This is a genomic window from Paenibacillus agri (assembly GCF_013359945.1).
In the GTDB taxonomy this organism is placed as follows: domain Bacteria; phylum Bacillota; class Bacilli; order Paenibacillales; family Paenibacillaceae; genus Paenibacillus_AQ; species Paenibacillus_AQ agri.
This window is the reverse complement of the sequence record NZ_JABWCS010000205.1, coordinates 81,303-97,971: the sequence shown is the minus strand read 5'-3', so window position 1 is coordinate 97,971 and position 16,669 is coordinate 81,303. Positions and strand designations below refer to the sequence as shown.

The following is a 16,669-nucleotide window of genomic DNA, read 5'->3' as shown; positions in this document are numbered from 1 at the left end:
AATCAAAATTAAAATAAAAAGCCAGACTTGAACCTTCGAAATCTCGTTATACCTTCAAGAACTTGCGAATGGACACGGTACTTCCCCAAATGCCGATCAGCATACCCAGTCCAACCAACAGACCACACAGTAGCATCCAGATCTCACCGAACGGAATCAGCTTCAGCCCCAGCATCGGGTCACCCTGCACAGAAGACAACAGACTGGTGTAACCTGCGTACAGCAGGCCTGAGGTAACCAGTGAACCAATTAATCCGATCAGTGCCCCTTCTATAAAGAAAGGCCAGCGAATAAAATAATTTGTCGCTCCAACCAGCTTCATAATGCCGATCTCTTTGCGACGGGCCAAAATGGTTACGCGAATCGTGTTGGAGATCAGGAACATGGACATCAGGCCCAGTCCTGCTACAAAAATAAAACCAATATTGCGCACGGCACGCGTCACTTTAAACAGCGTCTCGATCGAGCCTTTTCCGTAATTGACTTTATAAATAGGCTGCTCTTCGTGAGTCTCGTTCAGCGCCTGGATTTTCTCAGCCACAAAAGGGACAGTGGTCGGCTCAATGACTTCTATTACCAGCTTGTCCGGCAGCGGATTGTTGTCCTCATCGAACCCTTCAAGAAGTTCGGCGGCGTCCGCACCCATATCTTCACGGAATTCCTTGAGACCCTGCTCCTTGGAGACAAAAGTAATCTTGCTGACCTCCGGCATGCTGCCGATCTCATTCTCCACCGTCTCACGTAGCTTCTGGTCGGTGTTAAGCGCCAGATGCACATTGATCTGGACCTGACTGTCCGCCTTATCGGCGATAGCGTTCACATTAAGTACAAGCAGAATAAAGACACCTAGCACGAACAACGAGACGACAATCGAGGTAATGGAGGCTATGGACATCCAGCCGTTGCGGAATACGTTTTTGAAGCCTTCCCGCACGTGTCGCAAGAAGGTCTTAAAACTCATAACCGTATTCCCCTCTCACTTGGTCTCTCACAATGTTGCCGTTCTCGATGGCCAGAACCCGCTTGCGCATTTTGTTAACAATGTCACGGTTATGCGTAGCCATGACAATCGTAGTGCCACGAAAATTGATCTCGTCCAGCAGCTGCATAATATCCCAGGAGGTCTCTGGGTCAAGGTTACCCGTCGGCTCGTCCGCAATAATAACCGACGGATTATTAACGATCGCCCGGGCAATGGCTATCCGCTGCTGCTCACCGCCAGAGAGCTGTGAAGGCTCGCGGTTGGCTTTGTTCTTCAGACCGACCAGATCTAGTACTTCATTGACCCGCTTCTTGATAATTTTCTTCGGCGCTTCAATAACCTCCATTGCAAAAGCAACGTTCTCAAAGGCCGTCAGCTTCGGGAGCAGCCGAAAATCCTGAAAGATTACGCCAATGTTCCGGCGCACATAAGGGATTTTGCGCGGTTTGAGCTTGCCTATATTGAAACCGCCCACGGAAATCTGACCTTTGGTCGGCATCTCTTCTCTATAAATTAATTTCATGAAAGTCGACTTCCCAGCGCCAGACGGACCGACAACATATACGAATTCGTTTCGATCAATCTTGACGGACACGCCCTGCAGCGCATGAGTGCCATTGGGGTACGTCTTCCATACATCCTGCATTTCAATCACTCTATCACTTCCCGATTATGACATATTCCGCCGTGAAGTCTTCGACAGGGTCCAGCCCAGACTTCCATAAACTGCACTTTACAGCAGGCGTCTCTATTGTAACAAATCCGATAGGGCTTGAGTACCCGAAAGTTTTACATTGACCGCACATATACTTGAAATATCACGGCTTTCCTAACCAATTCAACCCCTTAAGAGGAGATTCCTATGAAAAAAATCCACGCAGCTCTCATTGCATTGATCAGCCTTATATTAGTAGGTTCGCTTGTCATCGGCGGGCTTCAACTCTATACGAGTCAGCGCACATTGCCTGACGAAATCAACCTTGCCGGCTGGGAGATTGGCGGCATGAATATCGATGATGTTCAATCCGGTCTAGAGCAGCGGCTTCGCGCACTCGAAGCCCTTCCCCTTATTCTGAAGGCGGATGGCGCTGCGGATCTTTCGCCCACCCTAAAGCAGGCCGGGTTAACCTACAAAGCCCCGGCTTTCCTGCAAGCCCTCCAGGGGCTTAAGGAAGGAAATCTGTGGGACCGCTTCAACGCCCGCCGCAACTTTCCCCGTAGTTGGAGCCTAGCCTCTCGTCTGGATATCAAACAGCTCAAAGATATTCTCAGCCCCGCATGGGAGAGATCCGCCTTCGGCGTCCCGGTGGATGCCACCCGGGTCATTACCCCTGGCGACCAGGTGGTCTACACACCGGGAACTAATTCACGCGAGGTGAACTGGACCGCCCTGGAGACTACTTTGCTGGCAGCAGTCCCTACAGACTTCCAACAGCTGGAGGATCTACAGAATAATCCCCTTATTCTGGAAGTCCCCTTAACCGTGCTGGAGCCAGCGATCACCCTGAAAGAATTAAAAGATCAGGGTATCGAGCGGAAAATCACACAATTCAGCACTTCCCTCGGCAGCAGCGGACCCGGCCGTACACATAACGTAGATGCCGCTGCCAAAGCCGTTAACGGAACCATTCTCCCGCCAGATGCTGTGTTTGATTATGGCAAAGCCATTGAAAAAGCCCGTCAGGAATATGGCTTCCGGGAAGCGCCGGTCATCGTCGGCGGCAGGCTGCAGCCCGGCATGGGCGGCGGAATTTGTCAGGTATCCAGTACACTGTACAACGCTGCGCTGCGTACTGGACTTGAGATTGTGGAGCGGCGCAATCATTCCGTCCCCGTCAATTATTTGCCAAAAGGACAGGACGCTACGTTCGCCGAAGGATATATCAACTTCCGGTTTCGGAATAATACCGGCAAGTACATCATTATCCAAGCCGAGGTTCAGGGGCGTGCCTTGACTGTTAAGCTATTCGGCACGTTCCCTAAGAATATCAGCTATGATATCCAGTCGAAAACGGTGGAGATTCTGCCACCGAAGGATGTTTTCATTCGCGATGCCTCTCTGTCGCCTGGAAGCTCCCGTGTAATCCAGCAGGGTAAAACAGGATATGTAGTCGAGACTCACATCACCCGCTATGTGGATGGCAAAGCCGTGGAGACTACCCAATTGTCCCGCGACGTCTACCCCGCGCAAAAACGACTCATCGCGGCCAATCAACCCGGGGCGGGCCGGAACCCGACTCCAGAAGCTACAGAGCGTCCTTTTATGGAGGATGGCGTGCGCAGCAGTCAATAGTAACTAACAGCCACGGCACCAGCCCTTACTAGAACGTCATCCGCAGCAGCCGCAGCACCATAACGCGCACCGCAGCCATCGTAATTGCTTTGATTGCGCCAGGCGATATGCAGGGCGCTTATCACATCTATCAAAAACGGCCGGACCCGTGAAGGTTCGACCGTTTTATTTTCATATTCGTGTACATGCAGTCTGCCTGTTTTTACGGGTACATTACGCAGAGAACCATCGCAGTTTACGATTCAGGAGTACAGTAGGAATACACCCGATTTCGAAAGGATGACTTAGAATGACTACAGCTGTTATCAATGATCTTGCAGGACTGATTCGCACTGAGCCCGCTGTCTATGCTTCCCGTACTTGCCGCGAAACGCTGCGCGTGATGTTCCAGCATCCCGAAGCCAAAAGCATTGTCGTCTGTAACGCAGCTAACGAACCGTTGGGACTGCTAATGAGTGAACGTTTCTTCCTACGTGCTACCGGCCGGATGGGCGCAGATCCCTTCTACGGCGAACCAGTTCTGAAGCTGATGAACAAGACTCCGCTAATGCTGGACATTGAAGCCCCTCTGGAGACCGTGATGGCGGCGGCTACCAACCGTCCGGATGAATCCAAGGATGATTGCGTGATTGTCACTCGTAACGGAAAATATGCCGGCGTTGCCTATCCGTCCGATCTGCTCCGCTGCCTGCAGTAGAGCTTTTTTTATTTGTACTGCCTATTCTCCGCTCTCCACTGCAGTCTCTCTTTTAAAAAAGCGCATTAGGTGACACATCAATCCTCCAGTATCCCTCCACCTTCTTCAGCTTTACGATTACATCCTTGTTAGCCCCTTGATTCTTATAGGGAACTGTCAATTCAAATACTGCGGATAACGCATTTTTGGAGACCATCCGGGCAGTAGCCTTTCCAAAATCCAGTGATGTCCCATAATCCCGGTTCACTTGTGTCATCCGTCCTTCATGATCCATAAATTGTGACCGGGCATAATAAACCGCTGCATTGTGGGTAAATGCCTTTTTTATGTAATTCAGCAGTTTCTGCTCTGTTCCAATGTCGCTGGAGAGATAACGGTATTCGTCGCCTTTGTACTGAAAAATCTCCCGTTTGTAATCGCCCCCGCCCTGGCTGGCATAGGAAAAGATAGCCTGCGCATGTACTAGTAGCGGAATGATGCTTTTCTCGGTCAAATTGTTAATCGTTGCCGGACCTTCCTTGCCTGGTATCGAGGCCCCCACCGTTTTTGCTATAGTGTTTGCTGTAGGTGTCGAAGCGGCTATCGCCCCTCCTCCGGCCGACAGTAGTCCAAGGGAAAGAGCCAATGTGCCAATCATCCATTTTTTATTCATCTTGTATTTCCTCCTTTTCAAAATTAGTCATAAAAGTGCGCTTAAAGATGCTTATTACACCCCGTAAGCTAAAATACCCAATCCATGAGCCAATGAAAACGCTAATCAGAGCTTTCGATGTTCCATACCATTTGGGGACTATGCTATGATTTGTGCTGGGAGGAGGATATACAATGGCTTTAATTGAATGTAGATTTTATTCGGAAGTGTTAGGTCTCAGCACCTCCATGACTGTTATTTTGCCGCAAAAAACAACCTCACAGATCGGCATGAGCAATGTAACGCGTGGTGAGCTGCACCCTACGTTGTACTTATTGCACGGCTTGTCGGATGACGACTCCATCTGGCTACGCCGGAGCTCGATCGAACGATATGTTGCTGAAATGGGGATTGCAGTGGTGATGCCCCAGGTGCATCACAGCTTTTATACAGATATGGCCATGGGTGGCCAATACTGGACCTTCATCAGCGAGGAATTACCTGCGCTGGCACGCTCCTTTTTTCCACTCTCGCATAAACGTGAGGACAACTTTGTAGCGGGATTATCTATGGGCGGCTATGGGGCATTCAAGTTAGGACTGCGCAAGCCCGAAAGCTTCGCAGCCGTGGCCAGTCTGTCAGGTTCACTGGATATCGCACAGCATTTCAAAAATACGGATGATCCGGCTGCCAAGAGAGGGTATCAGATGATTTTCGGCGAAAAAGACGTTGCAGGCACACCAGACGATCTCCTGTGGCTCTTGAAGGAACTAGATCAATCACAAGGGCCGAAACCGGCCTTTTATCAATGCTGTGGAACAGAGGACTTTCTGTATGAGAACAATCTGTCATTCCGGGACGCCTGCCGTAAGACTTCTCTGTCGCTAACTTACGACGAAGGCCCAGGAGAGCATGAATGGGGTTATTGGGATGCCAAGATCCGCGATGTGCTGGCCTGGCTGCCACTCAAATAAATAGATTTTATTTTGCAAAAAAAGACTGTCTCTCCCGTGCTCCAGTAGCCAGGGATAGACAGTCTTTGTCATGTTCAGGAATATTCGCGCCTATCGTAGGGTCATCTGTAATAACAACCTACAAAACAGCGTTGCCGTGCTTTACAACCCACTCATTCGCTTCATGCAGGGCAGCTTCGGCCCGTTCGATGGCAGCCTTCACCTGCACGGTAGCTGTGCCACCGTATACATTACGTGCGTTCACAACAGCTTCCGGCTGCAGTACCGCATAGATGCTCTCATCGAACAACGGCGAGAATTGCTTGAACTCATCGAGCGTGAGATCCAGCAGGAACTTGCCCTCGTTGATACAGTACAACACAGTCTTGCCGATGACTTCATGTGCCTGACGGAACGGCAATCCTTTGCCCACCAGGAAATCGGCGATATCGGTCGCGTTGGAGAAGTCGGTGTTCACCGCTTCGCGCATGCGGCCTTTGTTCACCTTCATCGTAGCGATCATTGGAGCGAACAACTGCAGCGCCCCTGTCAATGTAGTCACCGTATCGAACATGCCTTCCTTGTCTTCCTGCATGTCCTTATTATAGGCCAGCGGAAGCGACTTCAGCACGGTCAACAGACCGATCAGGTTGCCGTATACGCGGCCTGTTTTGCCCCGGACCAGTTCCGGAACATCGGGATTTTTCTTCTGCGGCATGATACTGCTGCCGGTGCAGAAGGCATCATCCAGTTCGACGAAGCTGAACTCAGTGCTGCTCCACAGTACCAGTTCCTCACTCAGCCGAGACAAATGTGTCATCACAAGCGAAGCATTGGCCAGAAACTCTACGATAAAGTCGCGGTCGCTGACAGCATCCAGACTGTTCTCGTACACACTGTCAAAGCCGAGCTGCTCCGCCACAAAATGACGGTCGATCGGGAACGTCGTTCCCGCCAGCGCACCTGCTCCCAGCGGCAGCACATTGATCCGTTTGTAGCTATCCGTCAGGCGCTCCGCATCGCGGCGGAACATGGACACATAGGCCAGCAAATGATGGGCGAACAGAATCGGTTGTGCCCGCTGCAAATGCGTGTAGCCAGGGATAATCGTCTCTACATTATCTTTTGCCTGCTCAATCAGGGATTCCTGAAGGTTGTGGAGTAGGCCCACCAATTCCACCACGCGGTTGCGCAGATAAAGATGCATATCCGTCGCCACTTGGTCGTTACGGCTACGTCCGGTATGCAGCTTGCCGCCGACTGGACCGATTTCTTCAATCAAATGCTTCTCAATGTTCATGTGAATGTCTTCATCCGATACCGAGAAAACGACCTCTCCCGCACGAACCTTATCCAGCACTTTGTTCAAACCCGCCTTGATCGTCTCAACATCCTCCTGCGGCAAAATTCCGCATTTGCCCAGCATGGTGACATGGGCCAGACTGCCCTGCACATCTTCTTCCGCCAATGCCTTATCAAACCCGATGGATGCTGTATATTCCTCCACCAGCTTGTTCGTCCCTTTGGTAAATCTTCCGCCCCACAGCTTGCTCACCTGTCGACTCCTCCTCCTTGGACGCCAGAGAGCCGCTCCTGTCCTTGCGGGAGGAACGGCCCACTGAACGGTCCGCTTGTTTGATTGCTCTATCTGAACGTACTCTCTACTTATTTATTCGATTCTGCCACGCCAGAAGATACTTTAAGACGCAGGGCATTCAGGCGGATAAAGCCTGTTGCATCCCCTTGGTCGTAAGCCTGCGTTGGATCAGCTTCCATAGTCGCGATCTCAGGATTGTACAAGCTCACTGGGCTCTTCACGCCGGCACCGATAATGTTGCCTTTGTAGAGCTTGACGCGCACTGTACCTGTGACGTTTTGCTGGCTCTCGGTAACCAATGCTTGCAGCGCCTTGCGCTCAGGAGCAAACCAGAAGCCGTTGTATACCAACGTGCTGTAACGGGTAATCAGGCTGTCGCGCAGGTTCATGACCTCGCGGTCCATTGTGATGGACTCCATTTTCCGATGCGCTGTGAACAGAATGGTTCCGCCCGGGGTCTCATAGACGCCGCGGCTCTTCATGCCGACAAAACGGTTCTCAACCATATCCACACGACCGATGCCGTGCTTGCCGCCCAGTTCGTTCAGCTTCTCCATTACCTGAAGCGGAGACAATGACTCGCCATTCAGGGCTACACAGTCGCCTTTCAGGAATTCAAGCTCCAGATATTCCGGCTCATCCGGTGCATCCTCAGGCGCATTGCTCAGCAGGAACATCCCTTTGTTTTCTGGAGCGCTCGGATCAAACCAAGGATCTTCCAGTACGCCGCTCTCATAGCTGATGTGCAGCAGGTTGCGGTCCATGGAATACGGCTTCGCTGCCGAGGCCTGAACCGGGATATCATTAGCTTCTGCGTATGCGATCATTTCCGCACGGCCCGGGAACTGGTTACGGAATTCTTCCAGACGCCAAGGTGCAATTACCTGGATGCCAGGCGCCAATGCAGCAGCATTCAGCTCAAAACGCACCTGATCGTTGCCTTTGCCGGTCGCGCCATGCGCGATGGCTGTTGCGCCTTCAGCGATGGCGATATCCACCATCCGCTTGGCAATCAGTGGACGAGCGATACTCGTACCCAAGAGGTACTGGCCTTCATACAACGCGCCCGATTGGAACATTGGATAGATAAAGTCACTCGCGAATTCATCACGCAGGTCGTCGATGTATACCTTGGACGCGCCGGTAGCGAGCGCTTTTTCCTCCAAGCCATCGAGTTCTTCCTTCTGGCCGATATCGGCTGTGAACGCGATGATCTCCGCATCATAAGTCTCTTTCAGCCATTTCAGAATAACTGATGTATCGAGTCCGCCAGAATAGGCGAGTACAATTTTTTCCTTAGCCATGAACAAGCAACTTCCTTTCGTGTGGGCTATATAAGATGTATTGAATACGAGCACCTTTGAAGTCTCGCGTCTGGTCGTAACTGCGCGGAATGTTTGGACTTCCGATCGTTGTTATCATCAGATTTCTATTATTTAAGCCGCATTTTGCGGATGAAATCTGATGATAAAGACGACCGCTGACGCTTCTCCAGTTCCAAACTTCCACTACGTTACTTCCTCACAAGCATCAAGATGCCACTATCAAATCCATCTTATATAGATAATTATATTTTTAATAAGATCCTTTTCCTTAACCCATTAGGGCAGCCATCAGCGCTTTCTGCGCATGCAGGCGGTTCTCTGCTTGATCAAAAATCACCGAGTTGGGGCCGTCGATCACACCTGTGCTCACTTCTTCCTCACGGTGTGCTGGCAAGCAGTGCAGGAACAGATAGTCGCTCTTCGCACCCTTCACCAGTTCCTCATTAACCTGATAGTCCTTGAACGCCGCTTCACGCGCCAATTGCTCTTCTTCGAAGCCCATGCTGGCCCATACATCCGTGTAAATGACATCGGCATCCTGCACCGCTTCCTGCGGGCTAGTTGTCACCACGATCTCTGCGCCAGTCTCCTTGGCAATCTCGCGTGCCTCTGCCACTACTGCTGCATCCGGCTCATAGCCTTGCGGGCCCGCTATCGATACATGCACGCCCAGCTTGGCTCCGCCGATGAGCAGGGAATGGGCCATGTTGTTCCCGTCACCGATATAAGCCAGTTTCAAGCCCTTCAAGCGACCCTTGTGCTCGTATACAGTCTGGTAGTCTGCCAGCACCTGGCAAGGATGCGCTAGGTCACTCAAGCCGTTGATCACCGGCACCGAAGCGTACTTAGCCAACTCCTCTACCTTGTCATGGCCGAAGGTCCGGATCATAATACCGTCCAGATAACGGGACATCACTTGTGCTGTATCGCCAACGGTCTCGCCACGTCCGAGCTGAATGTCATTTTTGCTCAGGAATAACGCATGACCACCCAACTGGAACATGCCAACTTCGAACGATACGCGGGTACGCGTGGATGATTTTTCAAAAATAAGACCGATCGTCTTGCCCTTCAGCGGCTGATAGACCTCGCCGTTCTTCTGCTTCTTCTTCAGTTCAATCGCCAGCTCAATCAGGTACGTAATCTCCTCCGGGCTGTAATCATTCAGTTCCAGAAGGTCGCGCCCCTTCAGCTTCTTGGCAATATCCTGTGTTTCACTTGGTATAACCTGATTCATGAACTAGGCCTCCCCGTTTGCTTCTGTAGCATAAGTATGAATGAGTTCCGAAAGGATGTCCACCGCCTGATCGATTTCCTCTTTACTGACATACAAGTTCGGCAGCAACCGGATGACATTGGGTCCAGCTGTTACGAACAGCAGCCCCTTTTTCTGTCCAGCCAGCACAATATCGCCTACAGGACCCTTGCATTCAATACCGATCAGCAGACCCTTACCGCGAATTTCAGTAATAAAAGGAACATCCGCCAGCTTTTCTTTCAGCTGTCCGACCAGGTAGCTGCCCGATTCAGCCGCAAGCTGCGGTACATTTTCTTCAAGCATTGTCTCAATGGTCGCGGACATAACTGCTGCCGCCAGAGGCGTTCCCCCGAAAGTAGTCGCATGGCTGCCAGGCGAGAACGCTTCGCGCAGATAACCTTTGCCCAGCATCAACCCTGCCGGGAAGCCGCTTGCCACGCCTTTAGCCAATGTGAAAATATCCGGCTCAATATTGTAGTGCTGATGACCGAACAGCTTGCCTGTACGTCCCATGCCAGTCTGTACTTCATCTACAATCAACAGCAGTCCATGCTCTTTACAAAGTGCAGCCACGGCTTCGAGAAACTCTGGTTGTACCTCAAGCACGCCACCCTCGGCCAAAATCATTTCAATCATGATCGCTGCTGTATGCTCGCCGATTGCCGCCCCCAGCGCAGACAAATCATGTAGTGGCACGGTTTTGAAGCCTGCCGGAAGCGGCAGGAAGCCTTCCTTGACCTTTTGCTGCCCGGTAGCGGTCAGTGTTGCCAATGTGCGGCCATGGAAGGACTGCTCGAAAGTGATAACCTCGTAACGGTCCACACCCTTGATCTTCTGCTGGTAACGACGTGCCAGCTTGATAGCCGCTTCATTAGCTTCCGCCCCGCTGTTGCAGAAGAAGACTTGGTCTGCGCAGCTGTTCTCGGTAAGCAGCTTGGCTACCTTGTCCTGTCCCGGAATATGGAACAGATTGGAGACATGCCATAGTGTATCGATCTGCTCCTTCAGCTTGGCGCCGACTTTCTCCGGAGCATGACCCAAACTAGTCACTGCCAGTCCGGAGGTGAAATCCAGATACTTGTTCCCTTTGTCGTCCCACACCCAGCTGCCCTTACCTTTAACGAGGCTGATATCGAATCTGGCATAGGATGGGAACACTGCGCTCAGCTTCTCTGCCGGCTCCTCTTGTCCTGCCGCGCCACCTGCCACTTTACCTTCTTCCACTTGTGTAAGCTTGCTCATTCCATTGTCACTCTCCTGTCATCTGCGCCGCTAATGGGCTGCCTATTTATAGTGAACTTGAATACGTCCAAGATACATGTACTCTTTATCGGACGATACGCGTTCCGATATCTTCTCCCTGTAGTACCCGTCCCAACACATGCGGCTCCTTACCGTCCACGATAACCACCTCAGACACATTACCCTGGATGCAATCGATCGCTGCACGAACTTTGGGGATCATACCGCCATAGATTTCGCCGCTGGCAATCAACGCTTCAATTTCCTGTACCGTCACCGAGGGGAGAACCACCTTCTCCCCGTCTATGGTCCGCATAATACCGGGAACATCCGTCACTACGATCATTTGCGGTGAATCAATATGAGAAGCCACAGCTCCCGCTGCCGTATCTGCATTAATATTGTAACGCTGGCTTCCCGCATCCACCCCGATCGGGGCAATCACAGGAATATAACCCAAGGCGAGGATACCCGTCACAATCTCTGCCTTCACCCCGGTTACTTCTCCGACCAGCCCTACCTCAGCGCTATTGTCTACCGGACGAACGGTAATCAAGTTGCCATCCACGCCGGACAATCCAAGCGCAAGCCCCCCGCTGCCTTGAATCCGACGTACGATCGCTTTATTAATGCTGCCCGCCAGCGTCATCTCCACAACGTCCAGCACTTCTTCTGTGGTCACTCGCAGGCCGTTTACGAAGCTGCTCTCGATGCCCAGCTTAGTCAGGTTCTCTGAAATAGCCGGTCCACCCCCATGTACGATCACAGGCTGAATCCCGTCCGCTTGCAGGTCACGCAGCTCCTCAAAGAACGAATCCGGAAGCGCCGCAAGCGTACTGCCACCGCACTTCATCACGAACAACCGAGCGGTCGCCTTCGCATCTCTATCTATTGCATCCTGTACCATTATTCAAGCCCTCCCCGAAGCACTTCAGCAGCCATGCCCGCAGGGTTAGGTGCGGTATGCAGCATTAATGCGCACATAATCGTAAGTAAGATCGCAGCCCCACGCAGTGGCCGTTCCCTCTCCATCATGCAGCTTTACTGTAATCAGAACCGTGTCACTCTTCTGCAAGTAGACCAAAGCCTGCTCTTCATCAAAAGCAACCGGCTTCGACTGTAGCAATACTTCAATTGCTCCCAGCGAGATGTCCACCCGTTCCGGTGAAACCGGAACTCCAGCACGCCCTACAGCAGCAATAATCCGTCCCCAGTTCGCATCCGCGCCGAAAATCGCCGATTTCACCAGACTGGAACCGACCACCGTCTTCGCAATGGCAGCAGCAGCTTCATCGTTCACTGCCCCGCTGACCCGAACCTCGATCAGCTTCGTTGCGCCTTCACCGTCACGGGCAATCGACTTTGCCAGACTCTGGCATACATGTGTGAACGCTGCGGCAAAGTTATCCCAATCCGGGTGCAGCCGGTTCAGCTTACTATTTCCAGCAAGCCCGCTGGCCATCGCCACGAGCATATCATTCGTACTAGTATCACCATCAACAGTTATCATATTAAAAGTAACATTCGTAGCAGCGCGCAGCAGATTCAGCAAGTCCTCACCGTCAATGGCTGCGTCTGTAGTCATAAAGCCGAGCATCGTTGCCATGTTGGGGTGAATCATCCCGGAGCCCTTCGCGGCTCCAGCAATCACGACCTCTTCACCGCCTACGGACACTTTTACGCAGCACTCTTTTTTCACCAGATCTGTAGTTAAAATCGCTTGGCAGAACTCTTCTGCTCCAGCAGCTCCTCCATCCAGCTTCTCCGGTAATCCGGCAATCCCGCTCCGCACAGCATCCATCTTGAGCAGTTCCCCAATCACACCAGTTGAAGCAACGGCCACATTCTCTTCCGCCACATTCAGCTGACGGGCAGTAGCGGCACGCATCTCATACGCATCTGCTTCCCCTTGTTCCCCTGTGCAGGCATTGGCATTGCCGCTGTTCACGACAAGCGCCTGTAGCGTTCCATTCACCAGACTTTCCCGGGTCACCTTCAGTGGAGCAGCCTGAAATACATTCGTTGTATATACTCCCGCCGCTGTAGCAGGCACCTCACACAGGATGGCGCCGAGGTCGTTTCGGTCTGTTTTTTTCAAGCCACAGTGCAGACCTCCTGCTTTGAAGCCCTTAGGTGTTGTGATGCTGCCGCCTTCCACGACGGTATATGTTTGCTTCTCGCTCATTGTCTCTTTTACCACTGAACTCTACGGATACACAGGTGTATAGCCGAGGCCAAGGGTTTCCTCCCATCCCATCATCAAATTGAGGTTCTGTATTGCCTGCCCAGCTGCACCCTTCACGATGTTATCAATAACGGATACGATCGTAATGCGCCCGGTACGGGCATCTGTCGCAAAGCCAATATCACAATAGTTGGAGCCGCTAACTTCCTTCGTCGCCGGGATCACTCCCGCGTCGCGCACGCGCACATAAGGTCTGCCTGCATAATACTTACGATATAAGTCCACAAAATCCTGTTCCGTATATTGCCCGCTCATTCCCGCATACATCGTACTCATAATGCCCCGTGTCATAGGGACAAGGTGTGTGGTGAATGTCACCGTAACATCCTTCCCTGCAACGTCCGAAAGCGTCTGCTCAATTTCCGGGATATGTTGATGCTTATTGATCTTATAAGCTTTGAAATTCTCATTCATCTCTGAAAAATGCACCATCAGGCTCGTTCCACGACCTGCTCCAGACACCCCTGATTTCGCATCAATAATGATGCTATCATGCTTGATCCAGCCCGCTTCAATGGCCGGAACCAACCCCAGCAGCGTAGCTGTAGGATAACAGCCTGGATTCGATATAAAATCAACTCCCGCCGCCCGCTCTCCATACACCTCGCACAGCCCGTATACCGCCTGCTCCAGATAAGCTTCGGCCGGTGCCGGGTGTTTATACCACTGCTCATAAGCTGCGCCGTCCTTCAAGCGAAAATCACCCGACAGATCCACAACCTTGAGTCCTGCCTCAAGCAGCTGTGGGACCAGCTTTGCGCTTACCCCCGACGGGGTAGCTGTGAATACAACATCCGCCTTCCCGGCAATCTCTGCTGCATCCACTCCGTCCAGCTTTAGCTCCACTACCCCGGTCAGATGCGGGAATCCTTCTTCAATAGGCACCCCTGCGCTAGATGAGGAAATCACTGATGTGATCTCCACCTTAGGATGACTTTGCAGCAGCCTGATCAGCTCCACGCCTCCGTATCCCGTTGAACCCACAATTGCCGCCCTCAGCTTGCCCTCCACTGTCATCCCCACTTTCTGCTTGATGTTGATACTCTAATCTATCTGGTCTTGCCTGATATTCAGTCTATTGTATAGCCGCTCTGAAATATGTATTATTATACGACTCAATTAATATAAATACAACATGTTAAGTTAACTTTGTACATAGTTTCGGTATAAAAAAAGAAGCGCGACTCCCCGCGCAGGAGAGTTCACGCTTCTCTTTTAAATCCTTCGCCCAGCACTTCATGGGCCTCTGTAATAATTACGAACGCGCCCGGATCAACCGAACGGACAATTGCTTTAAGTCTTGTGATTTCGTTCTGGCCGACCACAACCATAAGCACAGTGCGATCATCGCCTGTATAGCCGCCTTGGGCGTTCAGCTTGGTCAGTCCGCGGTCGAGATCATTCAATATCGCCTGTGTGATCTCCTCTGTCTGCTCCGAGATAATATACGCGACCTTGGTATAGCTAAAGCCAACCTCCAGCGCGTTAATGACCCGGCCGGTAACGAATAAACCAATCAGCGCATACATCGCCTGCTCCATCCCCAGTACAAACGCCGCCAGCGTAATCACCGTACCATCCAGCAGCACAACTGACATGGAGAAGCTCAGACCGGAGAACTTCTGAATAATCTGGGCCAAGATCGAGAGACCGCCTGTCGAGCCGCGTCCACGGAAGACCAGCCCAAGGCCAAGACCTACCCCAATCCCTCCATATATAGAAGCAAGGAGAGGATTAGTAGTCGGAACAGGGCCATCTTTGGTCAAAAAAATAAACAACGGCAGCACGAAGCTGCCCAGCAAAGAGCGCATTCCATACTGCTTGCCCAGCAATACTACCCCCATCACGAAGAGTGGAATATTCAATGCCCACTGGGTAAAAGCAGGCTCTGCCCCAAACCAGGCTTCGGCCAGTACGGATAGACCGGATACCCCTCCGGAAGCAATCCGGTTCGGCAGGAAAAATAAATTGAACGCAAGCGCCGTAATCAGTGACCCCAACAGAATCAGTCCTAAATCCACTGCATGGCGCAGGGGTCCATTCAACGGAATGAACGGCGGCTTATTGCGTGAGTTGATCTTTTGCATGAAAGGCTCTCCTTCAAAGTAACTTTATCTTTTCTCTTGACGCCAAAAATTCCTACGGCCTCCGAGGAAGCGTAGGAATTCATTTGTACTTATTCAGCTTCAGTCTTGATTTGGCTGCGCAAATATCCATCAATAAATGCGTCCAGATCGCCATCCATTACAGCACCCACGTTTCCGGTTTCCACGGAAGTGCGGTGATCCTTTACCATACTATAGGGATGGAACACATAGGAGCGAATCTGGCTACCCCAGGCAATATCCGACTGTTCTCCTCGGATTTCATCCAGCTGTTGCTGCTGCTCTTGCAGCTTGCGCTCATACAGCTTGGAACGAAGCATTGTCATCGCCCGTTCACGGTTCTTGATCTGAGAACGTTCATTCTGACAAGTCACAACCACACCAGTTGGTAAGTGCGTGATCCGCACCGCCGAGTCTGTCGTATTGATATGCTGACCACCGGCACCACTTGCCCGGTAAGTATCGATTTTAAGATCCTCTGTACAGATTTCAACTTCCACATCATCCGATATTTCTGGTACCACATCACAGGATACGAATGAAGTATGGCGTCTGCCGGAGGAGTCAAAAGGCGAGATACGTACCAATCGGTGTACGCCCTTCTCTACCTTCAAGTAACCATAAGCGTTAAAGCCTTTGATTAGCAGGGTCACACTCTTGATTCCTGCCTCATCCCCTGGAAGATAATCAAGCACCTCGACCTTGAAGCCGCGTTTCTCGGCCCAGCGCGTATACATCCGCAGCAGCATTTGTCCCCAGTCTTGGGACTCGGTGCCGCCTGCGCCCGGATGCAGCTCAAGGATAGCATTCATCTTGTCATATGGCTGGTTCAGCAGCAGCTGCAGCTCGAACTCATCCACTTTACCGGCCAGAGCGCGGATGTTGCCAGCAACCTCAGCCGCCAGTTCCTCATCGCCCTCTTCATCGGCCAACTCAGCCATCATCGCAGCATCATCATAATCCTGCTTCTGCTTCTCATACTGATCTACCGAAGATTTAACAGCATTCATCTCGGCAATAATGCCCTGAGCCTGCTCGCTGTCATCCCAGAATCCGGGAGCCGCCATCTTCTCTTCGAAGTTAGCAATCATCTCTTGCTTAAGGTCTAAGTCAAAGAGACCCCCTAAGGTTGGTTAATTTCTTGCCGATTTCCCGCAGGTCCTGCTTTACATTTGGATCTATCATATGTCACTTCACCTTTCAAAAATGAGTTATCAGCTTCGCTTATTTGAGTACAAGTTTGGTGAATATCGGCCATTCCAAGATTATTGGACTTCCGACCGCTGTTATCACCAGATTCCATGAATTATAATGCATTTAGCAGTAAGAATCCGGTGATAA

16 protein-coding genes are annotated in these 16,669 nt (G+C 51.5%); 3 read left to right on the top strand and 13 right to left on the bottom strand.

What is annotated here, in order from left to right; all coding sequences use genetic code 11:
- Positions 1 to 46 precede the first annotated feature (46 nt).
- Both ftsX and ftsE read right to left on the bottom strand, forming a co-directional pair.
- The gene (ftsX, locus tag HPT30_RS11450; protein ID WP_066378746.1) at positions 47 to 961 is read right to left on the bottom strand and encodes a permease-like cell division protein FtsX; all 915 of its coding nucleotides are present in this window, start codon (positions 959 to 961) and stop codon (positions 47 to 49) included.
- A complete protein-coding gene (gene ftsE, locus HPT30_RS11445) occupies positions 951 to 1,637 on the bottom strand; it encodes a cell division ATP-binding protein FtsE (protein ID WP_066378748.1) in 687 nt (228 codons plus the stop codon). Before ftsE ends, ftsX begins: the two co-directional genes overlap by 11 nt.
- A 207-nt stretch (positions 1,638 to 1,844) precedes the next feature.
- On the opposite strand from ftsE, the gene HPT30_RS11440 reads away from it, so the two are divergent.
- Positions 1,845 to 3,275, top strand: coding sequence for a VanW family protein (locus tag HPT30_RS11440; protein WP_175371519.1), 1,431 nt, complete (start codon positions 1,845 to 1,847; stop codon positions 3,273 to 3,275).
- Here HPT30_RS11440 and HPT30_RS11435 read toward each other — a convergent pair.
- Positions 3,269 to 3,409 (bottom strand): hypothetical protein, encoded by a 141-nt coding sequence (locus HPT30_RS11435; protein ID WP_175371518.1) that lies wholly within the window; start codon positions 3,407 to 3,409, stop codon positions 3,269 to 3,271. The two genes, HPT30_RS11440 and HPT30_RS11435, sit on opposite strands and share 7 nt — an antisense overlap.
- Before the next feature lie 155 nt (positions 3,410 to 3,564).
- Between HPT30_RS11435 and HPT30_RS11430 the strand changes: the two genes are divergently transcribed.
- On the top strand, positions 3,565 to 3,972 hold the full coding sequence (locus HPT30_RS11430; RefSeq protein WP_175371517.1) for a CBS domain-containing protein: 408 nt from the start codon (positions 3,565 to 3,567) through the stop codon (positions 3,970 to 3,972).
- A 52-nt stretch (positions 3,973 to 4,024) separates the two neighbouring features.
- Here the strand turns inward: HPT30_RS11430 and HPT30_RS11425 are convergent, their stop codons facing one another.
- Entirely contained in the window at positions 4,025 to 4,624 is a 600-nt protein-coding gene (locus HPT30_RS11425; protein ID WP_175371516.1) for a DL-endopeptidase inhibitor IseA family protein, read from the bottom strand.
- Positions 4,625 to 4,797: 173 nt separating this feature from the next.
- Here HPT30_RS11425 and HPT30_RS11420 point away from each other — a divergent pair, with 173 nt between their 5' ends.
- The gene (locus HPT30_RS11420; RefSeq protein ID WP_175371515.1) at positions 4,798 to 5,577 is read left to right on the top strand and encodes an alpha/beta hydrolase; all 780 of its coding nucleotides are present in this window, start codon (positions 4,798 to 4,800) and stop codon (positions 5,575 to 5,577) included.
- Positions 5,578 to 5,695: 118 nt separating this feature from the next.
- Here the strand turns inward: HPT30_RS11420 and argH are convergent, their stop codons facing one another.
- The 9 genes from argH to prfB form a co-directional block, all read right to left on the bottom strand.
- Entirely contained in the window at positions 5,696 to 7,111 is a 1,416-nt protein-coding gene (gene argH / locus HPT30_RS11415) for an argininosuccinate lyase (protein ID WP_175371514.1), read from the bottom strand.
- 110 nt (positions 7,112 to 7,221) lie between these two features.
- The gene (locus tag HPT30_RS11410; protein WP_066378771.1) at positions 7,222 to 8,457 is read right to left on the bottom strand and encodes an argininosuccinate synthase; all 1,236 of its coding nucleotides are present in this window, start codon (positions 8,455 to 8,457) and stop codon (positions 7,222 to 7,224) included.
- Positions 8,458 to 8,746: 289 nt separating this feature from the next.
- Positions 8,747 to 9,715 carry an ornithine carbamoyltransferase gene (gene argF, locus HPT30_RS11405; protein ID WP_175371513.1) on the bottom strand — a complete coding sequence of 323 codons (969 nt, stop codon included), beginning with the start codon at positions 9,713 to 9,715 and terminating at the stop codon, positions 8,747 to 8,749.
- Between the two features lie 3 nt (positions 9,716 to 9,718).
- Entirely contained in the window at positions 9,719 to 10,978 is a 1,260-nt protein-coding gene (locus HPT30_RS11400; protein WP_175371512.1) for an aspartate aminotransferase family protein, read from the bottom strand.
- A gap of 85 nt (positions 10,979 to 11,063) precedes the next feature.
- On the bottom strand, positions 11,064 to 11,885 hold the full coding sequence (argB, locus tag HPT30_RS11395; RefSeq protein ID WP_175371511.1) for an acetylglutamate kinase: 822 nt from the start codon (positions 11,883 to 11,885) through the stop codon (positions 11,064 to 11,066).
- Between the two features lie 45 nt (positions 11,886 to 11,930).
- Positions 11,931 to 13,163 carry a bifunctional ornithine acetyltransferase/N-acetylglutamate synthase gene (gene argJ / locus HPT30_RS11390; protein ID WP_175371510.1) on the bottom strand — a complete coding sequence of 411 codons (1,233 nt, stop codon included), beginning with the start codon at positions 13,161 to 13,163 and terminating at the stop codon, positions 11,931 to 11,933.
- Between the two features lie 21 nt (positions 13,164 to 13,184).
- Positions 13,185 to 14,240, bottom strand: coding sequence for an N-acetyl-gamma-glutamyl-phosphate reductase (gene argC / locus HPT30_RS11385; protein WP_175371509.1), 1,056 nt, complete (start codon positions 14,238 to 14,240; stop codon positions 13,185 to 13,187).
- Positions 14,241 to 14,425: 185 nt separating this feature from the next.
- On the bottom strand, positions 14,426 to 15,310 hold the full coding sequence (locus HPT30_RS11380; RefSeq protein ID WP_175371508.1) for a YitT family protein: 885 nt from the start codon (positions 15,308 to 15,310) through the stop codon (positions 14,426 to 14,428).
- Between the two features lie 89 nt (positions 15,311 to 15,399).
- Positions 15,400 to 16,513, bottom strand: a protein-coding gene (gene prfB, locus HPT30_RS11375; protein WP_175371507.1) for a peptide chain release factor 2 whose coding sequence is annotated in 2 segments (ribosomal slippage) — positions 15,400 to 16,440 and positions 16,442 to 16,513 — 1,113 coding nt in all. Because the reading frame shifts where the segments join, the coding sequence is not laid out codon by codon here.
- Positions 16,514 to 16,669 lie beyond the last annotated feature (156 nt).

What these genes read in the sequence shown, in the direction of transcription:
- HPT30_RS11410 (WP_066378771.1), bottom strand. Translation starts at nt 8,457, where the DNA reads ATGGCTAAGGAAAAAATTGTACTCGCCTATTCTGGCGGACTCGATACA.
- HPT30_RS11380 (WP_175371508.1), bottom strand. Translation starts at nt 15,310, where the DNA reads ATGCAAAAGATCAACTCACGCAATAAGCCGCCGTTCATTCCGTTGAAT.
- HPT30_RS11440 (WP_175371519.1), top strand. Translation starts at nt 1,845, where the DNA reads ATGAAAAAAATCCACGCAGCTCTCATTGCATTGATCAGCCTTATATTA.
- HPT30_RS11425 (WP_175371516.1), bottom strand. Translation starts at nt 4,624, where the DNA reads ATGAATAAAAAATGGATGATTGGCACATTGGCTCTTTCCCTTGGACTA.
- ftsX (WP_066378746.1), bottom strand. Translation starts at nt 961, where the DNA reads ATGAGTTTTAAGACCTTCTTGCGACACGTGCGGGAAGGCTTCAAAAAC.
- HPT30_RS11420 (WP_175371515.1), top strand. Translation starts at nt 4,798, where the DNA reads ATGGCTTTAATTGAATGTAGATTTTATTCGGAAGTGTTAGGTCTCAGC.
- argC (WP_175371509.1), bottom strand. Translation starts at nt 14,240, where the DNA reads ATGACAGTGGAGGGCAAGCTGAGGGCGGCAATTGTGGGTTCAACGGGA.
- argF (WP_175371513.1), bottom strand. Translation starts at nt 9,715, where the DNA reads ATGAATCAGGTTATACCAAGTGAAACACAGGATATTGCCAAGAAGCTG.
- HPT30_RS11430 (WP_175371517.1), top strand. Translation starts at nt 3,565, where the DNA reads ATGACTACAGCTGTTATCAATGATCTTGCAGGACTGATTCGCACTGAG.
- argJ (WP_175371510.1), bottom strand. Translation starts at nt 13,163, where the DNA reads ATGAGCGAGAAGCAAACATATACCGTCGTGGAAGGCGGCAGCATCACA.
- HPT30_RS11400 (WP_175371512.1), bottom strand. Translation starts at nt 10,978, where the DNA reads ATGAGCAAGCTTACACAAGTGGAAGAAGGTAAAGTGGCAGGTGGCGCG.
- argB (WP_175371511.1), bottom strand. Translation starts at nt 11,885, where the DNA reads ATGGTACAGGATGCAATAGATAGAGATGCGAAGGCGACCGCTCGGTTG.